The following is a 20,596-nucleotide window of genomic DNA, read 5'->3' as shown; positions in this document are numbered from 1 at the left end:
TAGGTGCCTCCGATTGACAGATCCATTGGCCAACGTCAATGTATACCAAATTGGTATACCAAATTGACTGTGTGGTATCGAGTGTCTCTGATCGGAGTCTGCTGATGCAAGGCAACATGAACGAACCCGCTATCGACTGCTGGCAACGCAACCTCGCCGTGTGCTTGTTTGGAGCCTTCACCACCGTCTTCGCCATGACACTTATCCTGCCGTTCCTCCCGGTCTACATAGGTCAACTCGGGGTATCGGGCCACGCTGCAATCGTGCAGTGGTCAGGTATCGCCTACGCCGCCACTTTCGTCACCGCCGGGTTGGTAGCACCGCTTTGGGGGATGCTTGGCGACCGCTACGGTCGCAAGCCCATGCTGGTCCGAGCTAGCCTGGGAATGGCGATCACCATGTTGCTGATGGGGCTGGCCTCCGATATCTGGCAATTCATCGGCTTGCGCTTGTTAGCGGGAATCGCCGGCGGGTACTCGTCGGGGGCAACGATCCTGGTCGCGGTGCAAGCTCCGAAATCCCGTTCGGCATGGGCATTGGGTCTTCTTTCCTCGGGCGTGATGGCCGGCAATCTGTTAGGGCCGCTGGTTGGCGGCTTCCTGCCTCCTCTGATCGGCATACGAGCCACATTCTGGGGCGCCAGTGGATTGATCTTCATTGCGTTTGTCTTCACGACCTTCATGTTGCGCGAGACTGCACGCCCCTCCGTCCCCGCCGTCGAAGAACCTCCCAAGGTCGGTTGGTCGAATATGCCCAACAAGGCGGTGATCCTCGCCATGCTGGCGACAGGCCTGCTGCTGATGATTGCCAACATGTCGGTCGAACCGATTATCACCGTCTATATCGAAACGCTGCTCGAGGACTCGAGGCGGGTGACGTCTGTGGCGGGTCTGGCCATGTCGGCGGCAGCGCTCGGAAGCATCATCTCCGCGACCTATCTGGGTAAGGTGGCCGACCGGATTGGCTACGGCGTCATCATGATAGCCGCGCTGAGCGTCGCGGCCGTCCTGCTGATTCCCCAGGCTTTCGTATATGCGGGGTGGCAACTCATCGCCCTGCGCTTCCTGATGGGCATGGCGCTTGGCGGCCTGCTTCCGTGCATGGCCGCTGTAATCCGCCATAGCGTCCCGGAGCGATTCGTCGGCTCGGCAATGGGCTGGTCGCTATCCGCGCAATTCGCCGGCCAGGTAATCGGGCCGGTAATCGGAGGGTTCGTCGGTGGCCAGTTCGGGATGCGCAGCGTTTTCCTGGTAACCAGCCTGTTGATGCTGGCAGGGGCGCTATTCAACTGGCGAGCCCTTGGGCACTCCACCCGCTAGACGGTTTTCCACCACCCAGAGGTCGTCATGACTGAGCTCGTGCTTGAATCTCCCTTTAATTCCGCCCTGCTGCTGATGGATTTCCAGGAATTCGTGCTGAACAACTTCGTGCCCGCACCTCGCGCAGCCGAGGTAGTGGCCCGCACCTCCAGATTTCTTTCCAGGGTACGGCAAACCGATATGCTTGTAGTTCATGTAACGGTGGGCTGCCCGCCCGATGGTCCGCCAATGGACAGGCGCAACAGGCTATTCCGCGAGCTACGTGAAAGTGGCTTGATCGAACCGGGAAGCCCCGGGTTGGCGATCACCGCCGCCTTGCAGCCGATCGAAAGCGAACCGGTCATTACGAAGAGTCGCGTCGGCGCCTTCACGGGTACGGAACTGGACGAGCTTCTCTGGGCGCATGATATTGAAACATTGCTCATCGCTGGAGCCACTACCTCAGGCGTAGTGCTGACGACGGTTCGCCAGGCGTTCGATCTGGACTACCAGTTGGTTGTGCTCAGAGACGGCTGTGTCGATGGCGATGCAGAGTTGCATGACTACCTCATGGCCAGAGTCATTTCCGACCACGCCACGATCACCGAAATCGATGAAGTGGCGAAAACTCTACGCATGTAGAGTGCGCCAGCCATACAGAAGCAACGGTCGTTCCCGCGTACCGCCGCCCAGACCCTTGGCAACTTCCCTCGCTCGATCCCACCTCCGATAAAAGCATCGGCGATGTGCTCGGCGACTCCTCGGGGCTATCGAAGCTGACCATCAGTAGCGTCAAGGCCACTCACCGGGAGCGCTCCTTTGGGCTGGAACCCGCCTCCCTGCCAAAAGGCTTTCAAGATCCGGGAGCTCGATACTATCGTCGAGCGCATGTAGAGAGGCCCAGTGGAGGGTAACGACTACCTCCTCGGGTCTGGCAACCATTTTGCCTGGCAGCGCCCCAGAAAATGGCGATCGAGTCCATCCCCACGAAAGATGTACCAGGGGCGGAGATTCTGGTCAGTGACTGAAAAACGGTGGCGGCCCAGGTCGAGAGGCTGATGGAGACATCATCCGAATCGATGTACTGATGACAGCCTACGAGCCGTGCTGGAAAGCCTCGGGTTATCGGACACCGACGCTGGGCGGGTGGAACTGCTCATTACCGACGATATGGCAAAGGCCCCATCCCTGATAAAATCCCTCGCCCTGCTCCGCTCCCCCTACCGAAGTCCCGATGCGCCCAGAACCGACCAACGCCCCCGCCGCCCTCTCACGCCGCTTCTCCGTTGCGCCGATGATGGACTGGACCGATCGCCACTGCCGCTTCTTCCTGCGCCAGTTGTCCCGTCACACCTTGCTCTACACCGAGATGGTCACCACCGGCGCGTTGCTGAACGGCGATCGCCAGCGCTTCCTCCGCTACGACGAATGCGAGCACCCACTGGCGCTGCAACTGGGCGGCAGTGTGCCGGCGGAATTGGCGGCCTGCGCGCGGCTGGCGGAAGAGGCCGGCTACGACGAGGTCAACCTCAACGTCGGTTGCCCCAGCGACCGGGTCCAGCACAACATGATCGGCGCCTGCCTGATGGGGCATCCGGCGCTGGTGGCGGACTGCGTGAAGGCGATGCTGGATGCGGTGGAGATAGCGGTGACGGTGAAGCACCGCATCGGTATCAACGGGCGCGACAGCTATGCCGAGCTCTGCGATTTCGTCGGCCAGGTGCGCGAGGCCGGCTGCCGGAGCTTCACCGTGCATGCACGGATCGCCATCCTCGAAGGGCTCTCGCCCAAGGAGAACCGCGAGGTGCCGCCGCTGCGCTACGAGGTCGCGGCGCAATTGAAGAAGGACTTCCCGGACCTGGAGATCGTCCTCAACGGCGGCATCAAGACCCTAGAGGCCTGCCGCGAGCACCTGCAGACCTTCGACGGCGTGATGCTCGGTCGCGAGGCCTACCACAACCCCTACCTGCTGGCCGCGGTGGACAGCCAGTTGTTCGGCAGCGAAGCGCCGCCGCTCAGTCGCAGCGAGGCCTTGCTCCGTCTGCGTCCGTACATCGAGCGACACCAGGCCGAAGGCGGCGCGATGCATCACGTGACCCGCCATATCCTCGGCCTGGCCCAGGGCTTCCCCGGCTCCCGGCGATTCCGCCAGTTGCTCTCGGTGGACGTGCACAAGGCCGCCGATCCGCTGCGGGTTTTCGACCAGGCGCTGGAACTTCTGGCGGGGCGATAGCTCCCATTGAGCCGCGCCTGCGGCTCGGGTAAGGTCGGGGGATTCTTCTTCCCAAGAACCCACCTGACAAGACCTCGCCATGACTTCGAAGCTGGAACAACTCAAGCAATACACCACGGTGGTCGCCGACACCGGCGACTTCGATGCCATTGCCCGCCTGAAGCCGGTGGACGCCACCACCAACCCGTCGCTGCTGCTCAAGGCCGCCGCCCTGCCGCGCTACGCCGAGCACCTTCGACAGGCTACCGCGGGTAGCGGCGGCGACGCCGGACTGGCTTGCGACCGCTTCGCCGTGGCAGTCGGCAAGGACATCCTCGGAGTCATTCCCGGACGTATTTCCACCGAAGTCGACGCGCGCCTGTCGTTCGACAGCGAGGCCACCCTCGCCCGCGCCCACCGCCTGATCGAGCTGTACGACGAACAAGGCATCGACCGCGAGCGGGTGCTGATCAAGATCGCCTCCACCTGGGAAGGAATCCGCGCCGCCGAGATTCTGGAACGCGAGGGCATCCAGACCAACCTGACCCTGCTGTTCTCCTTCGCCCAGGCGGTGGCCTGCGCCGACGCCGGGGTGTTCCTCATCTCTCCGTTCGTCGGGCGCATCTACGACTGGTACAAGAAGAGCGAGAACCGCGACTACGCCGGCGCCGAGGATCCCGGCGTGCAGTCGGTCTCGCGCATCTATCGCTACTACAAGGCCAACGGCTACAAGACGGTGGTGATGGGCGCCAGCTTCCGCAATCTCGGCCAGATCGAGCAACTGGCCGGCTGCGACCGCCTGACCATCAGTCCCGACCTGCTGCAACAACTGGCTGACGCCCAGGGCGAGCTGCCGCGCCTGCTGCTGCCGGGCGAAGGCGAGCCGCGCCAGGTGCTCGACGAGAGCGCTTTCCGTTGGCAGATGAACGAGGACGCCATGGCCACCGAAAAGCTGGCCGAAGGCATCCGCCTGTTCGCACGCGACCAGGAAAAGCTCGAATACCAGTTGGCGACCCGCCACTGATCGCCGCTGCCGGCGGGACGCGCATGCAGGGCGTCCCGTTCCGGCGCAGCGGAGGATTCAGCAGGAATTCGGGAAGGGATCGACCGGTTAATGGCGCTCCAGGGCGCTGACCAGGTCGTGGAAGGCTTCGCGGTTGGATTCGTTGAGGCCCATCAGGATGCGGTGCGCCTCCAGGACCTTGTCGCGCACCACATCTTCCGACTGGTCCTGCGGCGGCAGGTCGGACAGGCATTCCGGGCACGGAATCGGACGATCGACGATATTGAACACCTGATCGAAGCCCATCGACTGCAACAGACGGGTAATGTCCGGATTGGTGGTCACCAGCGTGGGCAACAGGCCGATTTTCTGCCGCGACAGGATGGACAGCTTGGCCAGCAGGCCGAGCGTGGTGCTATCGATGCTCTGGGTTTCCGTAAGATCGATGATGATCGCCGAAAAATTCAGCGCAGCGAAGATCTTCTCGATGGTGGAATCCAGGGCCGAGCACAGGGTGAGGCGGACCTCACCGACGAATTTCAGAACGAAGGAGCCGTTCTGTTCGGCAAACTGGATTTTACCGGTACTCATGCAAGGTTCCTGCTCAACACCAGCAAGGCGATATCATCCGGCATCTCCGCCAGGTTGGCCAGCCCGAAGACCTGGCGCAGCCCGTCGAGGGTGCCTCCGGCGGCTGCCACCTGTTCCGGTAGCGAAGCCTCTTTCTCCTTCAGCGTAGCTCCTGGCAGCACATCGAGGATGCCATCGGAAAACAGCGACAGGCTGAAGGAAGGCGGCAACTCCATGACCCGGTCGTCATAGGTCGCATCGTCGAACAGGCCCACCGGCAGGCCACGGCCCTCCAGGTAGCTCGCCTGCCCTTCGACGAACAACACAGGAAGCGGCAGGTGGCCGCCGATGCTGTAGGTCAGGCTGTTCTTCTCCAGGTCGATGACCCCGCCGAGCATGGTCACGTGCTTGCCCAACTTGGTGTTGATCAGGCCGCGGTTGATGTGCGCCAGCACCTCGGACGGCTTGAACTCCGGGAGCGTGCCGTTGCGCCTCGACTCATAGAGCAGGCGCGTGGTCATGAACTTCAGCAGCACCGTGACGAAGGCCGAGGAAGCGCCATGGCCGGAAACGTCGGCCAGGTAGAACGCCACGCGTCGCTCGTCGACCCGGAAGTAGTCGACGAAGTCGCCGGAGAGATACAGCGACGGAATGATCCGGTGGGAAAACTCCAGCCCCTCGATGCTCCACGGCGTCACCGGAAGCATGTTCATCTGCACCTGGCGGCCGGCGTTCTGGTCTTCCTGGAGCAGGTTCAGGCTGGCCTGCAATTCGCGGTTGGCGGCTTCCAGCTTGTCGCGGTAGCGCTGGTTCTCGACCCGCAGGTAGGCGCGATCCAGGGCCCGGCGCACCGAATGCTCGAGCACCGCGAGGTCTTCCAGGGGCTTGATCAGGTAGTCGGCGGCGCCCAGGCGCAAGGCTTCCACCGCATCGCTCATCACGCCGGCTCCGGAAAGTACGATGATCGGCGTTTCCGAAGCGGTCTGGCGGATGCGGCGGATCAGTTCGAGGCCGTCGATCTGCGGCATGCGCAAATCGCAAATGACCAGGTCCGGCTGTTCGCTTTCGAAGATCTGCAGGCCCTGCAGACCGTTGAGGGCCTGCAACACCTTGAAGTTGCTGTCTTCCAAGTAGGCGGCGAGGCTTTCGCGCACCACCTCGTCGTCATCGATGATCAGCAGCGTGGCACTGACTTTATGCATGGGTCATCCAGGCAAACGGCGCCGGAAACAGTGGGTCCTAGGCGCTTATTGTAAGTGACAACAGCGCGGCTACGGGGTTCGACAAGGCGCAGACGGTACTCCCATCCGTTGAGCAGTTCAAGCCGTTGACCTTTGCCGGAAAATCCGCCTTTGTCCGTCCGATCCCGTCCGCACGGTATAAACTTTGACGATAATCGCCAGGATTGCCAGTCGCCCTCCCATCGCCCCGACCATGAGGATCAGCCCATGCAGCCCATCGAGCACAACTACAGCGAGAAGCGCGACTTCATCCGCATGAAGCTCGACACCCCGGTCACCATCCGCTGCGAAGGCCGCGAGTCGGTGGCCCTGTGCCGGGACCTGTCCGCCAGCGGGCTGCTGCTGGAAGCGCAAAGCGAGCTGGCTCCGGGCGACCACCTGCGGGTGAGCATCCCGTCCACCCACGAGACGCTCACCGGCCTGGAACTGGAAGCCCGCGTGGTGCGCTGCGAACGCCTCGGCCCGGGTCGGCATAGCCTGGGGCTGAGCATCGTCGCGATCCACTGAAACGACGAAAGGCGACCCAAGGGCCGCCTTTCCAGGTGTCGCACGAAGCGGGTCGACTTAGAAGTCGTCCTCCACCTCGCCGTCCTTGACCTTGAACTCGCGGTTCTGCAGGTAGGCGTTGCGGATGAAGATGTACTTGTCGCCGCTGATCAGTTTTTCCGACTTCAGCAGGTTGGCACGGGTGTCGACGGTATTGATGCCGAACATCACGTTGCGCGCGCGTACGTCGTCCATGTAGTGGTAGGGACTGACATAGATGTCCGGGATCTTCGCCGGGGCATCGCGCAGCGTGCTCGGGCCGAGGAACGGCAGCATCACGTACGGGCCGCTGCCGACGCCCCAATAACCCAGGGTCTGGCCGAAGTCCTCATCGTTGCGCTGCAGGCCCATCGGGTCGCCACGTCGATCAAGCCGGCCAGGCCGAAGGTGCTGTTGAACAGCAGGCGGCTGGTGTCCACGCCGGCATTGTGGAACTTGGCCTGCAACAGGTTGTTGGCCAGGTTCTTCACGTCGCCGAGGTTGTTGAAGAAGTTGTGCACGCCGTCCTGAACGAAGTTCGGGGTGACCTTCTGGTAACCCTGGGCCAGCGGTTTCAGCGCATAGGTGTCCAGGGTGTCGTTGAAGGTGAAGATGGGACGGTTGATGCTTTCCCAAGGGTCTTCTTCACTGGCCGCCAGGGACAGCGTGGGTGCCAATGCGAGGCTGGCGCAAGCCAGGATTCGGGCACTACGTTCGATCCAGTTCACGCCGCGGGCGCGCATTGCTGTATCTCCTTTGCATGACTAGTCTTGGCCGCCAGCGCGGCTTCAGCGTGGGCGCAGTATATAGGCTCGCATCGATTTTGAGACTAGAAGAGTTACGAGATGGCTGACAGACAATTGCTACACACGGCCCATATCCCGGTGCGCTGGGGCGACATGGACAGCTACGGGCACGTCAACAACACCCTCTATTTCCAGTACCTGGAAGAGGCCCGGGTGGCCTGGTTCGAAACCCTCGGCATCGACCTGGAAGGCGCTGCCGAGGGGCCGGTCGTGCTGCAAAGCCTGCACACCTACCTGAAGCCGGTGGTGCATCCGGCCACCGTGGTGGTGGAACTGTACGCCGGCAGGCTGGGCACCAGCAGCCTGGTACTGGAACATCGCCTGCACACCCTGGAAGATCCGCAAGGCACCTATGGCGAAGGCCACTGCAAGCTGGTCTGGGTGCGCCACGCGGAAAACCGTTCGACGCCCGTGCCGGACAGCATACGCGCCGCGATCGCCTGACTCAGGCGCCCGGATAGGCCGCGTCGAGCACGATCTCCAGAGCGTCCGGGCGCCAGAACTCCTGGTCGAACTCGACCACCCTCTGCCCCTCCGCGTAACTCAGTCGCTCCAGGTACAGCGCCGGCGAACCCGGCGCCAGTTGCAGCGGCTCGGCCTGGGCCGCGTTCAGCGCGGTCGGGTGCATCGCCAGTTGGCAGCGCGTCGGCTGCAGGCCGAAACGCTCGCGCAGCAGGCTCATCAGCGAAGTATCGAGGTCGTGGTCCAGCAGGCCTGGGCACCACCCGGCATCCAGGGCGATCAGTTCGATCAGCACCGGACGCTCGTCCACCCAGCGGCGCCGTTGCAGGAAATACACCGGCGCGCTGTCCTCCAGCCCCATCCGCTTGGCCAGCCAGGCGCCGGCTGCACGCCGCTCGGCGTGCAGCGTCTCGGTACGCGGCTGGCGTCCCTGGGCGCTGACGTATTCCATGAAGCCGGTGGTACGGGTCGGGTTGTAGCGGATCCGCGGCGGCGCGACGAACCAGCCGCGGCGGTTCTCGCGATAGACCAGGCCTTCGGTTTCCAATTGCTGCAGGGCTTCGCGAAGGGTGATGCGGGTACACAGGAAGCGCTCGGCCAACTCCCGCTCGGAGGGAAGTTTCACTTGCAGCACACCCTGGGCGATATCCGCGGCGAGCTGGTCGCGGATGCGCAGGTACTGACGAGATTGATCGACCGGCATGACGGCCTCGCTGATTCAGACCGGCCGATTATAACGGCAGCCCGTCGGCCTATCGCCACTGCCACGAAAACGTCACGGCGGCGTCACAAAACCCCTCTAGGCTGGCCTAGACCATTTGCCAGACGCCTTTCGCATGCCCAGCTCCGACCAACTCCCGCGCTTCACCGCCCTGCTCTTCGGACTCTCCGGCGGCCTGGTGGATTTCGGCGCCCGGACCCTGTCCCTGGCGCTGCTGCGCAGCCATCCGCATAGCCCTGCCGAACACCTCCGCGACGCCAGTCTGCTGCCCTTCGCCGAGGCACAAAGCTTCCTGTTGCGGCGCAAACCGAACAAGAGCGAGCGCCAGCGCCTGGAGCAAGCCCTCGACGAAGCCGCCGGGGAACAGGCCGAAGCCATCGCCGGTGCCGTGGCCCTGTTGGAGAGCCTGGACGAACAACGGATTCCCTACGCCTGGCAGGACGAGCTACCGGAATCGGTCTGCCAGCGCCTTGCCGCGCCGCTCGGCCGAGCGGACGCCCTGATTCCCCTCGCCGGCGCGCGCCCCTGGCCGGCCCCCGATGGCTGCTGGCAGGCCCTCGCCCGGCTGGGCATCGAGCGCCTCGACGGCTGCGTGCTGGTCAGCGCCCAACCGCGTCAACTCCAGGCCGGACTCAATGCCGGGCTATGGACCATCGGCCTGGCCGCCAGCGGGCCGTCGTGCGGCCTCTCGCCGGCCGACTGGGACGCTCTCGGACACACCGAGCGCGACCGCTTGCGCGCCGACGCCACCCTGGAACTGTACCGCCTGGGCGTGCATTCCGTGATCGATCACCTGGGCGAGCTGCAACCCTGCCTGCACGACCTCGCCGTCCGCCGCCTGAAAGGAGAAAAACCATGAGCCGCGCCCGTCACCGCTTTCTCGACGAACTGGCCGAACGCTTCGCCAGCCATGGCGCCGAGCCCTATGGCGAGGCAGTCAGCCAGGCCGAGCACGCGCTGCAGTGTGCGACCCTGGCCGAGCGCGCCGGCTGCTCGGACAGCCTTGTAGTCGCCGCCCTGCTGCACGATATCGGCCACCTCTATGAAGACCCGGCGCAGATCGACGAGGAGGACCTGCGCCACGAGGAATTCGGCGCACGCCTGCTACGCGAGCTGTTCCCCGAGTCGGTCTGGCAGCCGGTGCGCCTGCACGTATCGGCCAAGCGCTTCCTCTGCGCGGTGGACCCGAGCTACCACGCCAGCCTGTCGCCGGCCTCCCGGCACAGCCTGGTGCTGCAAGGCGGGCCGTTCGACGAGCGTGCCGCCGCGGCCTACATCAAGGCGCCCTATGCCCAGGACGGCCTGACCCTGCGCCGCCTCGACGACCTGGCCAAGGACCCGGCCATGCGCACCCCCGAACTGACGCACTTCTTCCCGCTGCTGGAACGCCTGCTGCGGATTGATCCGGATCGCGCACATCTGCGCCCGACAGGTTAATCTGTTCGGCATGGACGGACCTTTCGGCGCCCGCCGGAGGTCCACCGAAGACTTGTACGTCGAGGGAAATACCATGCCGAAAGAGAGTCTGCTGCGCGAACTGTCCGCCCTGCGCGAGCAACTGGAGCAACAACCGCCGCTGAACGAAGAGCAGCGCGCCGAACTGGAACTCCTGATCAGGGACATCGAACTGAAACTGGCCAACGAGGACGCCCTCAACGAAGGCAGCCTGGTCGATGGGGTCAACCTCGCCGTCGAGCGCTTCGAGGTCAGCCACCCGACCCTCGCCGGCACGCTCCGCTCCATCGTGCAGAGCCTGGCCAACATGGGTATCTGAACGACTTGCCGAAATGAAAAGCCCCGGCATGGCCGGGGCTTTTTCGTATCCGCGTGTTGCGAGGCGTTACTGGCGCACCAGGCGTCGGTTGTCCGGTGCGACCTCCGCCAGGCTGCGGTAGGGATTGATATCCAGGCCGCCACGGCGTACGTAGCGCGCGTAGACGCTGAGCGCCTGCGGCTGCAACAGGCGCTGCAGGTCGAGGAAGATGCGTTCGACGCACTGTTCGTGGAAGTCCTGGTGCTGGCGGAAGGAAACCAGGTAGGCCAGCAGGCTGGCCGGGTCCAGCGCCGGGCCCCGGTAGTCGACCACCAGGGTGCCCCAGTCGGGCTGGCCGGTGACCGGGCAGTTGGACTTGAGCAGGTGGCTGTAGAGCTGCTCCTCGACGATCCGCCCGGCGTCGCAGCGCAGCAGTTCCGGGCGCGGCTGCTCGTAGCCGTCGACGGCGATGTCCAGCTCGTCGATGCAGCGCCCCGGCAGACGCCCGATGCCCTCCTCGGCAACCTCGTCGAGGCTGCGCAGGCGCACGCCCACGGGCGCCCCGGCAGCGGCCGAGAGGTCTTTCTGCAATACCGCGCGAAGCGCCTCGCGACTATCGAAGGCGGACTGGTTGAGGGAATTGAGGTAAAGCTTGAACGACTTCGACTCGATGATGTTCGGCGAGTCCGCCGGGATCGAGAACTCGCCGATCGCCACCACCGGCTTGCCGGCCGGGGTCAGCCAGGACAGCTCGTAGCAGTTCCAGATATCCACGCCGCGATAAGGCAGGGTCTCGGCGCTCAGGCCAAGCTCGGCCCATTTCGCCGTGCGTGAAATGGGAAACAGCAGCGACGGCGTGTAGCTGGAGACGTATTCGCTGGTCTTGCCCAGCGGCGAATGTTCGGCGGGATGCTGCATGAGGGAAACCTGCTGGATGAATCGCGCAGGGCCCTTCCCCGCGCGCCGCGCCGCACTGGCGGGCGGCGGCAAGTGTATACGGATCGGCCGGCATCTTCACGCCGGCCGTCCGCCGGCTCAGGGCTGCACGGTCAGTTGACCGACCATCCCGGCCTGGTAGTGGCCGGGGATGTTGCAGGCGAACTCCAGCCGGGTGGCTTTGGCGAAGGTCCAGGTCAGCTCGGCGCTCTTGCCCGGCTCGACCAGCACGCTGTTGGGGTCGTCGTGCTTCATCATCCGGCCATGGTCCATGCCGGCCATGCCGTGGCCCATCTGACTATGGTCCATCGACGCCATGCCGGTCGGGGTGAGCATCCCGGACTGCTGCATCTCCAGCATCTCCTTCTGGTGCTCGGCATGCATCGCCGCGTCTCCCAGGTTGAACTCGTGCAACAGCTTGCCTTCGTTCTTCAGCACGAAGCGGACCGTCTCGCCGGCCTTGACCTCGATCGCCCGCGGCTTGAAGTACATGTCGCCGAGCACCACCTCGATGCTGCGGCTGGCCTGCGCGGCCTGGGCCGGCTTGCCGAAGGCCTGGCCGTGGGCCGGTGAAGCCTGGGCGCTGGCACCGAAAAGCACGCCGAGGACGATCAGGGAAGCGGGAAGCAGGCGGCGCGGAAACATACGGGGAATCTCCATCGGGTTGATGTCGCCTATCCTGTGTCGCTGCGCCTGCCGGCTGGCTGTCGGGAGCATTACATCTTTGTCAGCTTGCCGCCGTTGCGGACCGCGAAGGCTAAGATCGCCCAGCACCACCGACGGGCATAAAAAACCCGCCGACCGGAAACCAGGGAACCGGTGGCGGGTGAAGACGGGATCGGAGCCCTCCGTCATCCCGTGTGGAGCCGGGGGTGGAAGAACTGGCGATCAGCAGTTTTCCTTGTCCTTCTTCGTCGCTTCGGCCTGCTTCGCCAGTTTCTCCTGGTGCGCGGCACGAGCCTTGGCGGCCTGGGCCTGCATGCGCTCGAAGACGATGTCGCCGCCGCTGTCGGCCATGGCCGGAACGGTCGGGGCGAGGACCAGCAGGAAAGCGAGGGTGGAGGCAGTGAAGGTACGCATGGGAAGTCTCCTCGAATGAGTTCCCCTGTAGTCTGCGCGGGGGCCACTGTCGCCCCCGTTACCCACTGATTACGATGCTGTCAGAAACAGGTCGGCATGGCCGGCAAATGTAACGAGGGATGAACATGAAACTGCTGATCGTCGAAGACGAACCGCGCATCGGCCAGTACCTGCGCCAGGGGCTCGCCGAGGCAGGCTTCGCCGTCGACCTGAGCGACGATGGCAACGAGGGCGAGCAACTGGCCCTGGGCGGCGACTACGACCTGCTGATCCTCGACGTCATGCTGCCCGGCCGTGACGGCTGGCAGATCCTGCGCAGCGTGCGCGACGCCGGGATGACCGTACCGGTGCTGTTCCTGACCGCCCGCGATGCCGTAGAGGACCGCGTGCGCGGCCTCGAACAAGGCGCCGACGATTACCTGGTGAAGCCGTTCGCCTTCGTCGAACTGCTCGCCCGGGTGCGCACCCTGCTGCGCCGGGGCAGCCAGCAGTTGCAGGAGACCACCCTGCAACTGGCCGACCTCGAACTCGATTTGCTGCGCCGCCGGGTGCAACGCCAGGGCAAGCGGATCGACCTCACCGCCAAGGAGTTCGCCCTGCTCGAACTGCTGCTGCGGCGCAGCGGCGAGGTGCTGCCCAAGTCGCTGATCGCCTCGCAGGTCTGGGACATGAACTTCGACAGCGATACCAACGTCATCGAGGTGGCCATCCGCCGCCTGCGCGCCAAGGTCGACGACGACTACCCGCAGCGCCTGATCCATACCGTGCGCGGCATGGGCTACGTTCTCGAAGAGCGCGACGAATGAGCGCCGGGTTCGGCTCGCGGATGTCCCTCGGCGTCCGCCTGAGCCTGCTGTTCGCCGCCTGCACGGCGGCGGTCTCGCTGATCGCCGGATTGATCTTCAGCAGGGCCATCGACGAGCATTTCGTCGAGCTCGACCATATGGCGATGTCCGCCAAGCTCGCGGTGTTTCGCGATGAGCTGCGCGGCCTCGGCTCGGAACAACAGATGCGCCGCCGCGAAGCGGAACTGCTGCGCGAACTGGCACGCCATCCCGACCTCGGCCTGCGCCTGAACGGCCCGGATGGCAGCCTCTGGTTCGAGCGCCTGCCGCAGCCTGCGCATCCCGGCCTGCCCGCCAACCGCGAACTCGGCGCCCCGCTGGAGCCCGGCAACGACGCTTCGCCGCAACTCACCGTGATCCTCGACATCAGTCATCACCAGCACTTCCTGCAACGCATGCGCCAGTTGATCTGGCTGACCATGAGCCTGTCGGCGCTGGCCACGGCGCTGCTCGGCGCCTGGGCCACCGGCGCCAGCCTGGCGCCGCTGCGACGGATGCGCGAAGTCGCCGCGCGGGTTTCCGCCAACTCCCTCACCACCCGCCTCGACGCCAGCCGGATGCCAGAGGAGCTGCGCGGACTGGCCGGCGAGCTGAACGCCATGCTGGCGCGCCTGGAAGAAGCCTTCCAGCGCCTCTCGGCGTTCTCCGCCGACATCGCCCACGAGTTGCGCACCCCGCTCACCAGTCTGCTGACCCAGACCCAGGTGGTATTGTCCCGCCCACGCTCGCTGGAGGATTATCGCGAGGCCCTGCACGGCAACCTCGAGGAGCTGGAACGGCTCACCGCGATGGTCAACGACATGCTGTTGCTGGCCAAGGCCGACCACGGCCTGCTGGCGCCCAGCCGCCAGGCCCTGGACCTGGGCGCGGAAGTCGACTCGCTGCTGGAGTTCTACCAGCCGCTGGCGGAAGACCGCGACATCCGCCTGCTGCGCGAAGGCAGCCTGAGCCTGCCCGGCGACCGCGGCATGCTGCGGCGGGTGCTGGCCAACCTGCTGGACAACGCCCTGCGCTTCACCGCCGATGGCGGCGAGATACGTATCCGTCTCGGCGACCGACGCCTGAGCGTGGAGAACCAGGGTCCGGCGATTCCTCCCGAGCGCTTGCCGCGCCTGTTCGACCGGTTCTATCGTGCCGATCCGGCGCGCCGCGAAGGCCAGGGTGAACACGCCGGGCTCGGCCTGGCGATCTGCCGCTCCATCGTCCAGGCCCACGGCGGCGAGATCCGCTGCGAGTCTGCCGACGGCTGGACCCGTTTCGTCATCGATTTCGCTCGCCCGCGCCGATGAAACGCGAAGCCCCCATGACGGGGGCTTCTGTTTCATGCCTTCGAGCGTTTCACTGGCGCATGCCGCGCCCGCTCACCAGCAGCCTTACGCAGCCGAGATAGAGCACCGCGGTGGCCAGCAGCATGAAGCCGATGGCCACGCCGATGCGAATGTCGGAGACGCCGAGGATGCCGTAGCGGAAGGCGTTGACCATGTGCAGGATCGGGTTGGCCAGCGACACGGTCTGCCAGAACGGCGGCAGCAGGTTGATCGAGTAGAACACCCCGCCCAGGTAGGTCAGCGGCGTCAGCACGAAGGTCGGGATGATCGAGATGTCGTCGAAGTTGCGCGCGAACACCGCGTTGATGAAACCGCCCAGGGAGAAAATGGTCGCGGTAAGCACCACCACCAGCACCGTGATGCCCAGGTGGTGCACCTGCAGCTTGGTGAAGAACAGCGACAGCATGGTCACGATCACCCCCACCGCCAGGCCGCGCAGTACGCCGCCGATGGTGTAGCCGAGGAGGATGGTGTGCGGCGATACCGGCGACACCAGCAGCTCCTCCACCGAGCGCTGGAACTTGCTGCCGAAGAAGCTCGACACCACGTTGCCGTAGGCGTTGGTGATCACCGACATCATGATCAGGCCGGGCACGATGTATTCCATGTAGGTGAAGCCGCCCATGTCGCCGATCTGCCGGCCGATCAAATTGCCGAAGATCACGAAGTACAGGACCATGGTGATCGCCGGCGGCAGCAGGGTCTGCGGCCAGATCCGGGTGAAGCGGCGCACCTCGCGGTAGACGATGGTGTTCAGGGCGACCAGGTTGGCGCTCAGCTCGCTGCTCATCGGGCGATCCTCGTCAGGTTCTTCTCCACCAGCGACACGAACAGCTCCTCCAGGCGATTGGTCTTGTTGCGCAGGCTCAGTACCTCGATGCCTTGTGCGCCCAACTGGGCGAACAGATCGTTGATGCCCTGGCTTTTCTCCACCTGCACTTCGAGGGTGTGATCGTCCACCAGCCGCGTCGGGTAGCCGTCGAGAGTCGGCGGCAGGGCCTGGACGTTCTTCAGGTCGAGCAGGAAGGTTTCCGAATGCAGGGTCATCAGCAGGTCACGCATGCTGGTGTTCTGCACGATCTCGCCGTGGTCGATGATGGCGATGTTGCGGCAGAGCTGCTCCGCCTCTTCCAGGTAGTGGGTGGTGAGGATGATGCTGATGCCTTCCTGGTTGAGTTCGGTGAGGAAGCTCCACATCGAACGACGCAGCTCGATGTCGACCCCGGCGGTGGGCTCGTCGAGGATCAGCAGGCGCGGCTGGTGGACCAGTGCGCGGGCGATCATCAGGCGCCGCTTCATGCCGCCGGAGAGCATCCGCGAGGCTTCGTTGCGCTTGTCCCACAGCCCCAGCTGGGTCAGGTAGCGCTCGGCGCGCTCCTTGGCGATCTTCGCCGGGATGCCGTAGTAGCCGGCCTGGGTCACGACGATGTCGAAGACCTTCTCGAACTGGTTGAAGTTGAACTCCTGCGGCACCACGCCAAGGCAACGCTTGAGGCCGGCCGGGTCCTTGTCGAGGTCGTGGCCGAACACCGAGACCGAACCGCTGGTCTTGTTCACCAGGGTCGAGAGAATCCCGATGGTGGTGGACTTGCCCGCGCCGTTGGGGCCGAGCAAGGCGAAGAAATCACCTTCGGCGACGTCCAGGTCGATGCCCTTGAGGGCCTGGAAACCGTTGCCGTAGGTTTTCGTCAATTGACGGATGGACAGGGCGGAACTCATTAGGCTTCCCGTGTCGGAAGGTGAAGAGGAAGAGCTAGATAAGGCTACGGGTAACAAAATGCAACAGTAGCCGGCTCAGGTCAGTTCGGTCATTACCGCGGTGCGGAACGCCGGGCGCTCGCGCAAGCGCAGGTACCAGGCCTCGAGGTGGGGCAGCGGCGGGCGCTCGATGGGCATCTCGAACCAGGCGTAGATGAAACAGCCCAGGGGAATGTCACCCATGCCGAAGCGTTCGCCGGACAGCCAGGGTTGGCCGGCCAGGGTCTGGTCCGGCACCCGCAGCAACTCGCCGCAGGTCTGCAACGCCTTTGCGATCAGGGCCTCGTCGCGTTGCTCCGGCGGCGTACGCAGCGTTCCCCAGAACAGGTCGCGGAACGGCCCGGCGAGAGTCGAGGTGGTCCAGTCCATCCACTTGTCGGCGTCGGCGCGGCGCACCGGGTCCTGCGGATAGAGGTCGCCCGGCGCATAGCGGGCGGCCAGGTAGCGGACGATGGCGTTGGACTCCCAGAGGACGAAGCCGTCGTCCTCGATCACCGGCACCCGACCGTTCGGATTCATCGCACGGAACGCCGGCTCATCCACCAGGCCGAACGCCCCGCCGGCATCCACCGTCCGGTACTCCAGGCCAGCCTCCTCGGCGCACCACAGCGCCTTGCGCACATTGCTCGAGTTCTTCCGGCCCCAGATGGTCAACATACTCTGCGTTCCCTCTTCGGTTGATGCGGCGGATGGGTCGCCGGAGCGCCCGGACGACATGCCGCACCCTACCGAGGATGGACCGAAGAAGGAAGACGCGCCGGCTGATGGTGACTATCGACGCCCTTCATCTTGTCCGGCCTCGGCCTGGAAATCGCCGTCCAGGGCCAGCGGGCGGCCGGAGAACAGGTGCGGATAGTGCTGCTGCAAGTGGGAGAAGAACAGTTCCTCCGGCAGGTCGGCGAACTGGCCGTGATCGGCCAGGTATTCCATGTAGCGCTCGCCCTGGCGGTTGAACGGATGGAAGACGCTGTCGGCGACGCCGTCGAACTCCAGCGGAGCGACGTCGAAGGCGCGGCACAAGGCACGGTTGAACGCCGGGGTGGCCTTCACCCAGCGGCCCTCGAGGTACAGCTCGGTATAGCCGTGCATGGCGAACACCGCGCTGCGCAGCGCCTCCAGCAGGCGCGGCGTGGCCAGGTGGTTGCGCACGTCGGCCAGGCCGATCCGCGCCGGAATCCGGCAATGCCGGGCACAGGCGGCGAGCAGGATGGCCTTGGGCACGCAATAGGACTCGCCCTGCTGCAGCGCGTGGCTGGCCTTCAGGGTCTGCGGATCGCGGCTGAACACGTAGGGGTTGTAGCGCACCCCGTCGCGTACCGCGTAGTACAGCGCGACCGCCTGGTCACGCGGTTTCGCCGAATTCCCCCGGGATTTTTCCGCGAACTCCACCACCACCGGGTGGTCACTATCCACGAAGCGGCCGGATTGTAGGTAGGACTGCATGGCGGGCTCCCGGCGGGCAATTTGTCCCAGTCTAAACGGGAAGTTTTCGCCTATAACGTGACAAACCGGCCAAGCTGACCGGCCCTGCCGCCAAACGGCGGCAAACGGGCTAAGCTCGAGACGCCGCCTGGCGTCTTCATGGAGGATTCCGCATGTTGTTGCTCTGGTTAGTCGTACTGGTACTCGGTGTCGCTTACCTCGCCCATCGGCGTACCCCACCCGCTCCCGCGCTCGGCATCAGCGCCGCCTACCTGATCCTGATGGGCGTGTTCAGCCACGCGCCCGGCTGGCTGCTGCTGGTCTTCTGGCTGCTCTGGCTGGCGGTGGCGCTTCCCCTCGCCCTGCCCGACCTGCGCCGGCGCGTGCTCAGCGGTCCGCTGTTCGCCTGGTTCCAGAAAGTCCTGCCGCCGATGTCCGACACCGAGCGCGAGGCCATCGAGGCGGGCACCGTGTGGTGGGATGGCGAATTGTTCAGCGGCCGCCCGGACTGGCAGAAACTGCTCGACTACCCCAAGGCGCAACTCACCGAAGAAGAGCAGGCCTTCGTCGACGGCCCGACCGAAGAACTCTGCGCCATGGTCAGCGACTGGGACATCGGCCAGCGCATGGACCTGCCGGAAGAAGCGTGGGCCTTCATCAAGCAGCACGGCTTCTTCGGCCTGATCATTCCCAAGGAGTACGGCGGCAAGGGCTTCTCCGCCTTCGCCCACTCGCAGGTAGTGATGAAGCTCGCCACCCGTAGCGGCGACCTGGCCTCGACGGTGATGGTGCCGAACTCCCTCGGCCCGGCCGAGCTGCTGCTCCACTACGGCACCGACGAGCAGCGCCAGCGCTACCTGCCGAGCCTGGCCAAGGGCGACGACATCCCCTGCTTCGCCCTCACCGGCCCCTACGCGGGCTCCGATGCCGGCGGCATGACCGACGTCGGCATCGTCTGCAAGGGCGAATGGGAAGGTCGCGAGGTGCTCGGCCTGCGCCTGACCTGGGAAAAGCGCTACATCACCCTCGGCCCGGTGGCCACCCTCCTCGGCCTGGCCTTCAAGTGCCACGACCCGGACCATCTGCTGGGCGACGAGGAGGACCTGGGCATCACCCTGGCGCTGATTCCCACCGACACCCCCGGGGTCGAGATCGGCCGCCGCCACGTGCCGCTGGGCGCCGCCTTCATGAACGGTCCGAACTCCGGCAAGGACGTGTTCGTGCCGCTGGAGTACATCATCGGCGGGCAGGAAATGATCGGCAAAGGCTGGATGATGCTGATGAACTGCCTGTCGGTCGGACGCTCCATCTCGCTGCCGGCGGTGGGCACCAGCGCTGGCAAGGCCAGCAGCTACGTCAGCGGTCGCTACGCTCAGGTCCGCGAGCAGTTCAACGTGCCGATCGCCGCCTTCGAAGGCATCCAGGAGGCGCTCGCCCGCATCGGCGGCAACGCCTGGCTGATGGACAGCGCGCGAATCCTCACCGCCAACGCGGTGGACCTCGGCGAGAAGCCCTCGGTGCTTTCGGCGATCCTCAAGTACCACCTCACCGAGCGCGGCCGCGAGTGCATCGCCCATGCCATGGACATCCATGGCGGCAAGGGCATCATCATGGGCCCGAACAACTACCTGGGTCGTTCCTGGCAGGGCGCGCCGATCTTCATCACGGTGGAAGGCGCGAACATCCTCTCGCGCAACCTGATGATCTTCGGCCAGGGCGCGATCCGTTGCCATCCGTACGTACTCAAGGAAATGGAACTGGCCCAGCGCGAGGACAAGGACCAGGCCGCCCGCGAGTTCGACGCGCTGCTGGTGAAGCACATCGGCTTCGCCGTCGGCAACGCCGCCAGCAGCTTCCTCCTCAGTCTCAGCTGCGGCCACCTCGGCAACGCGCCCGGCGACCGCATCAGCCGTCCCTACTTCCGCGCGCTGAACCGCCTGGCGGCGTCCTTCGCCCTGCTCGCCGACTTCAGCATGATGCTGCTGGGCGGCGAACTGAAGCGCAAGGAACGCCTCTCCGCGCGTCTCGGCGATGTCCTCAGCTATCTCTACCTGGGCTCGGCGGCGCTCAAGCGCTACCACGACCTGGGCAACCCGGACTACCTGCATCCGCTGCTGCGCTGGGCCATGGAGGAAAACCTCGGCAAGGCCGAGGCGGCGCTGGAGGACCTGCTGAACAACTTCCCCAGCCGCTTCTTCGGCTGCGCGCTGAAGGTCCTGGTACTGCCGTTCGGCCGCCGGCACAAAGGGCCGGGCGACGAACTGGACGCCGAGATCGCGGAAATCCTCGGCCGTCCGGACGACGACCCGGCGTTGCAGGCGATCCTCGCTGGCGCGTTCCTGCCGAAGGACCCGCAGGACCCGGTCGGTGCCCTCGCCCACGCCTTCGACGCGGTACGCGAAAGCGCCGCGCTGGAGAAAACCCTGCACAAGGCGATCAAGGAAGGCAGGGTCCAGCCGCAAGCGGGGCAGAACCCGATCGATGCCGGCGCCGCCGCCGGCGTGCTGAGCGCCGAGCAGGCGCAGGCCCTGCACCAGGCCGAAGCGGCACGGCGCAAGGTGATCGACGTCGACGACTTCGCCAAGGAGGAACTGCAACTGGCCGACGGCAGGATCCGCTGACACTCCGCGGCAAAG

Annotated in this window: 22 protein-coding genes and 1 pseudogene; 12 read left to right on the top strand and 11 right to left on the bottom strand. The window is 65.1% G+C overall.

Going from position 1 to position 20,596, the window contains the following annotated elements; genetic code table 11:
* The first annotated feature begins 104 nt into the window (after positions 1-104).
* From AT700_RS10925 to tal, 4 genes are all read left to right on the top strand, one after another.
* Positions 105-1,319: an MFS transporter gene (locus AT700_RS10925; protein WP_003090864.1), complete on the top strand. Its 1,215-nt coding sequence runs from the start codon at positions 105-107 to the stop codon at positions 1,317-1,319.
* A gap of 27 nt (positions 1,320-1,346) precedes the next feature.
* Complete coding sequence (locus tag AT700_RS10920; RefSeq protein WP_003104048.1) at positions 1,347-1,940, top strand: cysteine hydrolase family protein; 594 nt, start codon at positions 1,347-1,349, stop codon at positions 1,938-1,940.
* A 592-nt stretch (positions 1,941-2,532) separates the two neighbouring features.
* Positions 2,533-3,531 (top strand): tRNA dihydrouridine(20/20a) synthase DusA, encoded by a 999-nt coding sequence (gene dusA, locus AT700_RS10915; protein ID WP_048521057.1) that lies wholly within the window; start codon positions 2,533-2,535, stop codon positions 3,529-3,531.
* Between the two features lie 79 nt (positions 3,532-3,610).
* Positions 3,611-4,534 (top strand): transaldolase, encoded by a 924-nt coding sequence (gene tal / locus AT700_RS10910; protein ID WP_003090868.1) that lies wholly within the window; start codon positions 3,611-3,613, stop codon positions 4,532-4,534.
* An 87-nt stretch (positions 4,535-4,621) separates the two neighbouring features.
* Here tal and rssC read toward each other — a convergent pair whose 3' ends face one another.
* Both rssC and rssB read right to left on the bottom strand, forming a co-directional pair.
* Entirely contained in the window at positions 4,622-5,104 is a 483-nt protein-coding gene (gene rssC / locus AT700_RS10905) for an anti-sigma factor antagonist RssC (protein ID WP_003104052.1), read from the bottom strand.
* The gene (rssB, locus tag AT700_RS10900) at positions 5,101-6,285 is read right to left on the bottom strand and encodes a two-component system response regulator RssB (RefSeq protein ID WP_003119890.1); all 1,185 of its coding nucleotides are present in this window, start codon (positions 6,283-6,285) and stop codon (positions 5,101-5,103) included. Before rssB ends, rssC begins: the two co-directional genes overlap by 4 nt.
* Before the next feature lie 246 nt (positions 6,286-6,531).
* Between rssB and pilZ the strand changes: the two genes are divergently transcribed.
* Positions 6,532-6,831 carry a cyclic di-GMP-binding protein PilZ gene (gene pilZ, locus AT700_RS10895; RefSeq protein WP_003104055.1) on the top strand — a complete coding sequence of 100 codons (300 nt, stop codon included), beginning with the start codon at positions 6,532-6,534 and terminating at the stop codon, positions 6,829-6,831.
* Between the two features lie 57 nt (positions 6,832-6,888).
* On the opposite strand, the pseudogene AT700_RS10890 reads toward pilZ, so the two are convergent.
* A pseudogene (locus tag AT700_RS10890) lies at positions 6,889-7,592 on the bottom strand (VacJ family lipoprotein).
* A gap of 102 nt (positions 7,593-7,694) precedes the next feature.
* Here AT700_RS10890 and AT700_RS10885 point away from each other — a divergent pair.
* The gene (locus tag AT700_RS10885) at positions 7,695-8,099 is read left to right on the top strand and encodes an acyl-CoA thioesterase (RefSeq protein WP_003114776.1); all 405 of its coding nucleotides are present in this window, start codon (positions 7,695-7,697) and stop codon (positions 8,097-8,099) included.
* Between the two features lies 1 nt (position 8,100).
* Here the strand turns inward: AT700_RS10885 and AT700_RS10880 are convergent, their stop codons facing one another.
* The gene (locus AT700_RS10880; RefSeq protein ID WP_003104061.1) at positions 8,101-8,820 is read right to left on the bottom strand and encodes a UTRA domain-containing protein; all 720 of its coding nucleotides are present in this window, start codon (positions 8,818-8,820) and stop codon (positions 8,101-8,103) included.
* 133 nt (positions 8,821-8,953) lie between these two features.
* On the opposite strand from AT700_RS10880, the gene AT700_RS10875 reads away from it, so the two are divergent.
* From AT700_RS10875 to AT700_RS10865, 3 genes are all read left to right on the top strand, one after another.
* Entirely contained in the window at positions 8,954-9,697 is a 744-nt protein-coding gene (locus tag AT700_RS10875) for an HAD family hydrolase (protein WP_003108944.1), read from the top strand.
* Positions 9,694-10,275: a phosphonate degradation HD-domain oxygenase gene (locus AT700_RS10870; protein ID WP_003090877.1), complete on the top strand. Its 582-nt coding sequence runs from the start codon at positions 9,694-9,696 to the stop codon at positions 10,273-10,275. The genes AT700_RS10875 and AT700_RS10870 overlap by 4 nt, the downstream gene beginning before the upstream one ends.
* A 73-nt stretch (positions 10,276-10,348) precedes the next feature.
* Entirely contained in the window at positions 10,349-10,612 is a 264-nt protein-coding gene (locus AT700_RS10865; RefSeq protein ID WP_003090878.1) for a DUF4404 family protein, read from the top strand.
* 66 nt (positions 10,613-10,678) lie between these two features.
* Here the strand turns inward: AT700_RS10865 and queF are convergent, their stop codons facing one another.
* From queF to ptrA, 3 genes are all read right to left on the bottom strand, one after another.
* Positions 10,679-11,509 carry an NADPH-dependent 7-cyano-7-deazaguanine reductase QueF gene (gene queF, locus AT700_RS10860; RefSeq protein WP_003098780.1) on the bottom strand — a complete coding sequence of 277 codons (831 nt, stop codon included), beginning with the start codon at positions 11,507-11,509 and terminating at the stop codon, positions 10,679-10,681.
* A gap of 117 nt (positions 11,510-11,626) precedes the next feature.
* Positions 11,627-12,244 (bottom strand): cupredoxin domain-containing protein, encoded by a 618-nt coding sequence (locus AT700_RS10855; protein ID WP_003119888.1) that lies wholly within the window; start codon positions 12,242-12,244, stop codon positions 11,627-11,629.
* 171 nt (positions 12,245-12,415) lie between these two features.
* Entirely contained in the window at positions 12,416-12,607 is a 192-nt protein-coding gene (gene ptrA, locus AT700_RS10850) for a T3SS anti-activator PtrA (RefSeq protein ID WP_003090881.1), read from the bottom strand.
* A gap of 125 nt (positions 12,608-12,732) precedes the next feature.
* Here ptrA and AT700_RS10845 point away from each other — a divergent pair, with 125 nt between their 5' ends.
* Positions 12,733-13,413, top strand: coding sequence for a heavy metal response regulator transcription factor (locus AT700_RS10845; protein ID WP_003098784.1), 681 nt, complete (start codon positions 12,733-12,735; stop codon positions 13,411-13,413).
* Entirely contained in the window at positions 13,410-14,741 is a 1,332-nt protein-coding gene (locus tag AT700_RS10840; RefSeq protein ID WP_003098786.1) for a sensor histidine kinase, read from the top strand. Before AT700_RS10845 ends, AT700_RS10840 begins: the two co-directional genes overlap by 4 nt.
* A 49-nt stretch (positions 14,742-14,790) precedes the next feature.
* Here AT700_RS10840 and AT700_RS10835 read toward each other — a convergent pair whose 3' ends face one another.
* The 4 genes from AT700_RS10835 to AT700_RS10820 all read right to left on the bottom strand — a co-directional run bounded on the left by AT700_RS10835 (position 14,791) and on the right by AT700_RS10820 (position 17,981).
* The gene (locus AT700_RS10835; RefSeq protein ID WP_003090884.1) at positions 14,791-15,570 is read right to left on the bottom strand and encodes an ABC transporter permease; all 780 of its coding nucleotides are present in this window, start codon (positions 15,568-15,570) and stop codon (positions 14,791-14,793) included.
* Complete coding sequence (locus AT700_RS10830; RefSeq protein ID WP_003090885.1) at positions 15,567-16,499, bottom strand: ABC transporter ATP-binding protein; 933 nt, start codon at positions 16,497-16,499, stop codon at positions 15,567-15,569. Before AT700_RS10830 ends, AT700_RS10835 begins: the two co-directional genes overlap by 4 nt.
* Before the next feature lie 75 nt (positions 16,500-16,574).
* Complete coding sequence (locus tag AT700_RS10825) at positions 16,575-17,195, bottom strand: glutathione S-transferase family protein (RefSeq protein WP_003108953.1); 621 nt, start codon at positions 17,193-17,195, stop codon at positions 16,575-16,577.
* A 114-nt stretch (positions 17,196-17,309) separates the two neighbouring features.
* Complete coding sequence (locus AT700_RS10820) at positions 17,310-17,981, bottom strand: transglutaminase-like domain-containing protein (RefSeq protein ID WP_048521056.1); 672 nt, start codon at positions 17,979-17,981, stop codon at positions 17,310-17,312.
* 152 nt (positions 17,982-18,133) lie between these two features.
* Between AT700_RS10820 and AT700_RS10815 the strand changes: the two genes are divergently transcribed.
* Positions 18,134-20,581, top strand: coding sequence for an acyl-CoA dehydrogenase (locus tag AT700_RS10815; RefSeq protein WP_003108955.1), 2,448 nt, complete (start codon positions 18,134-18,136; stop codon positions 20,579-20,581).
* Positions 20,582-20,596: the final 15 nt, after the last annotated feature.

This window comes from Pseudomonas aeruginosa (assembly GCF_001457615.1).
Classification (GTDB): domain Bacteria; phylum Pseudomonadota; class Gammaproteobacteria; order Pseudomonadales; family Pseudomonadaceae; genus Pseudomonas; species Pseudomonas aeruginosa.
This window is presented reverse-complemented; position numbering and strand designations above follow the sequence as displayed.

Coding starts and splice junctions, on each gene's coding strand:
- AT700_RS10925 (WP_003090864.1), top strand. CDS start 105: ATGCAAGGCAACATGAACGAACCCGCTATCGACTGCTGGCAACGCAAC.
- AT700_RS10920 (WP_003104048.1), top strand. CDS start 1,347: ATGACTGAGCTCGTGCTTGAATCTCCCTTTAATTCCGCCCTGCTGCTG.
- dusA (WP_048521057.1), top strand. CDS start 2,533: ATGCGCCCAGAACCGACCAACGCCCCCGCCGCCCTCTCACGCCGCTTC.
- tal (WP_003090868.1), top strand. CDS start 3,611: ATGACTTCGAAGCTGGAACAACTCAAGCAATACACCACGGTGGTCGCC.
- rssC (WP_003104052.1), bottom strand. CDS start 5,104: ATGAGTACCGGTAAAATCCAGTTTGCCGAACAGAACGGCTCCTTCGTT.
- rssB (WP_003119890.1), bottom strand. CDS start 6,285: ATGCATAAAGTCAGTGCCACGCTGCTGATCATCGATGACGACGAGGTG.
- pilZ (WP_003104055.1), top strand. CDS start 6,532: ATGCAGCCCATCGAGCACAACTACAGCGAGAAGCGCGACTTCATCCGC.
- AT700_RS10885 (WP_003114776.1), top strand. CDS start 7,695: ATGGCTGACAGACAATTGCTACACACGGCCCATATCCCGGTGCGCTGG.
- AT700_RS10880 (WP_003104061.1), bottom strand. CDS start 8,820: ATGCCGGTCGATCAATCTCGTCAGTACCTGCGCATCCGCGACCAGCTC.
- AT700_RS10875 (WP_003108944.1), top strand. CDS start 8,954: ATGCCCAGCTCCGACCAACTCCCGCGCTTCACCGCCCTGCTCTTCGGA.
- AT700_RS10870 (WP_003090877.1), top strand. CDS start 9,694: ATGAGCCGCGCCCGTCACCGCTTTCTCGACGAACTGGCCGAACGCTTC.
- AT700_RS10865 (WP_003090878.1), top strand. CDS start 10,349: ATGCCGAAAGAGAGTCTGCTGCGCGAACTGTCCGCCCTGCGCGAGCAA.
- queF (WP_003098780.1), bottom strand. CDS start 11,509: ATGCAGCATCCCGCCGAACATTCGCCGCTGGGCAAGACCAGCGAATAC.
- AT700_RS10855 (WP_003119888.1), bottom strand. CDS start 12,244: ATGCTCCCGACAGCCAGCCGGCAGGCGCAGCGACACAGGATAGGCGAC.
- ptrA (WP_003090881.1), bottom strand. CDS start 12,607: ATGCGTACCTTCACTGCCTCCACCCTCGCTTTCCTGCTGGTCCTCGCC.
- AT700_RS10845 (WP_003098784.1), top strand. CDS start 12,733: ATGAAACTGCTGATCGTCGAAGACGAACCGCGCATCGGCCAGTACCTG.
- AT700_RS10840 (WP_003098786.1), top strand. CDS start 13,410: ATGAGCGCCGGGTTCGGCTCGCGGATGTCCCTCGGCGTCCGCCTGAGC.
- AT700_RS10835 (WP_003090884.1), bottom strand. CDS start 15,570: ATGAGCAGCGAGCTGAGCGCCAACCTGGTCGCCCTGAACACCATCGTC.
- AT700_RS10830 (WP_003090885.1), bottom strand. CDS start 16,499: ATGAGTTCCGCCCTGTCCATCCGTCAATTGACGAAAACCTACGGCAAC.
- AT700_RS10825 (WP_003108953.1), bottom strand. CDS start 17,195: ATGTTGACCATCTGGGGCCGGAAGAACTCGAGCAATGTGCGCAAGGCG.
- AT700_RS10820 (WP_048521056.1), bottom strand. CDS start 17,981: ATGCAGTCCTACCTACAATCCGGCCGCTTCGTGGATAGTGACCACCCG.
- AT700_RS10815 (WP_003108955.1), top strand. CDS start 18,134: ATGTTGTTGCTCTGGTTAGTCGTACTGGTACTCGGTGTCGCTTACCTC.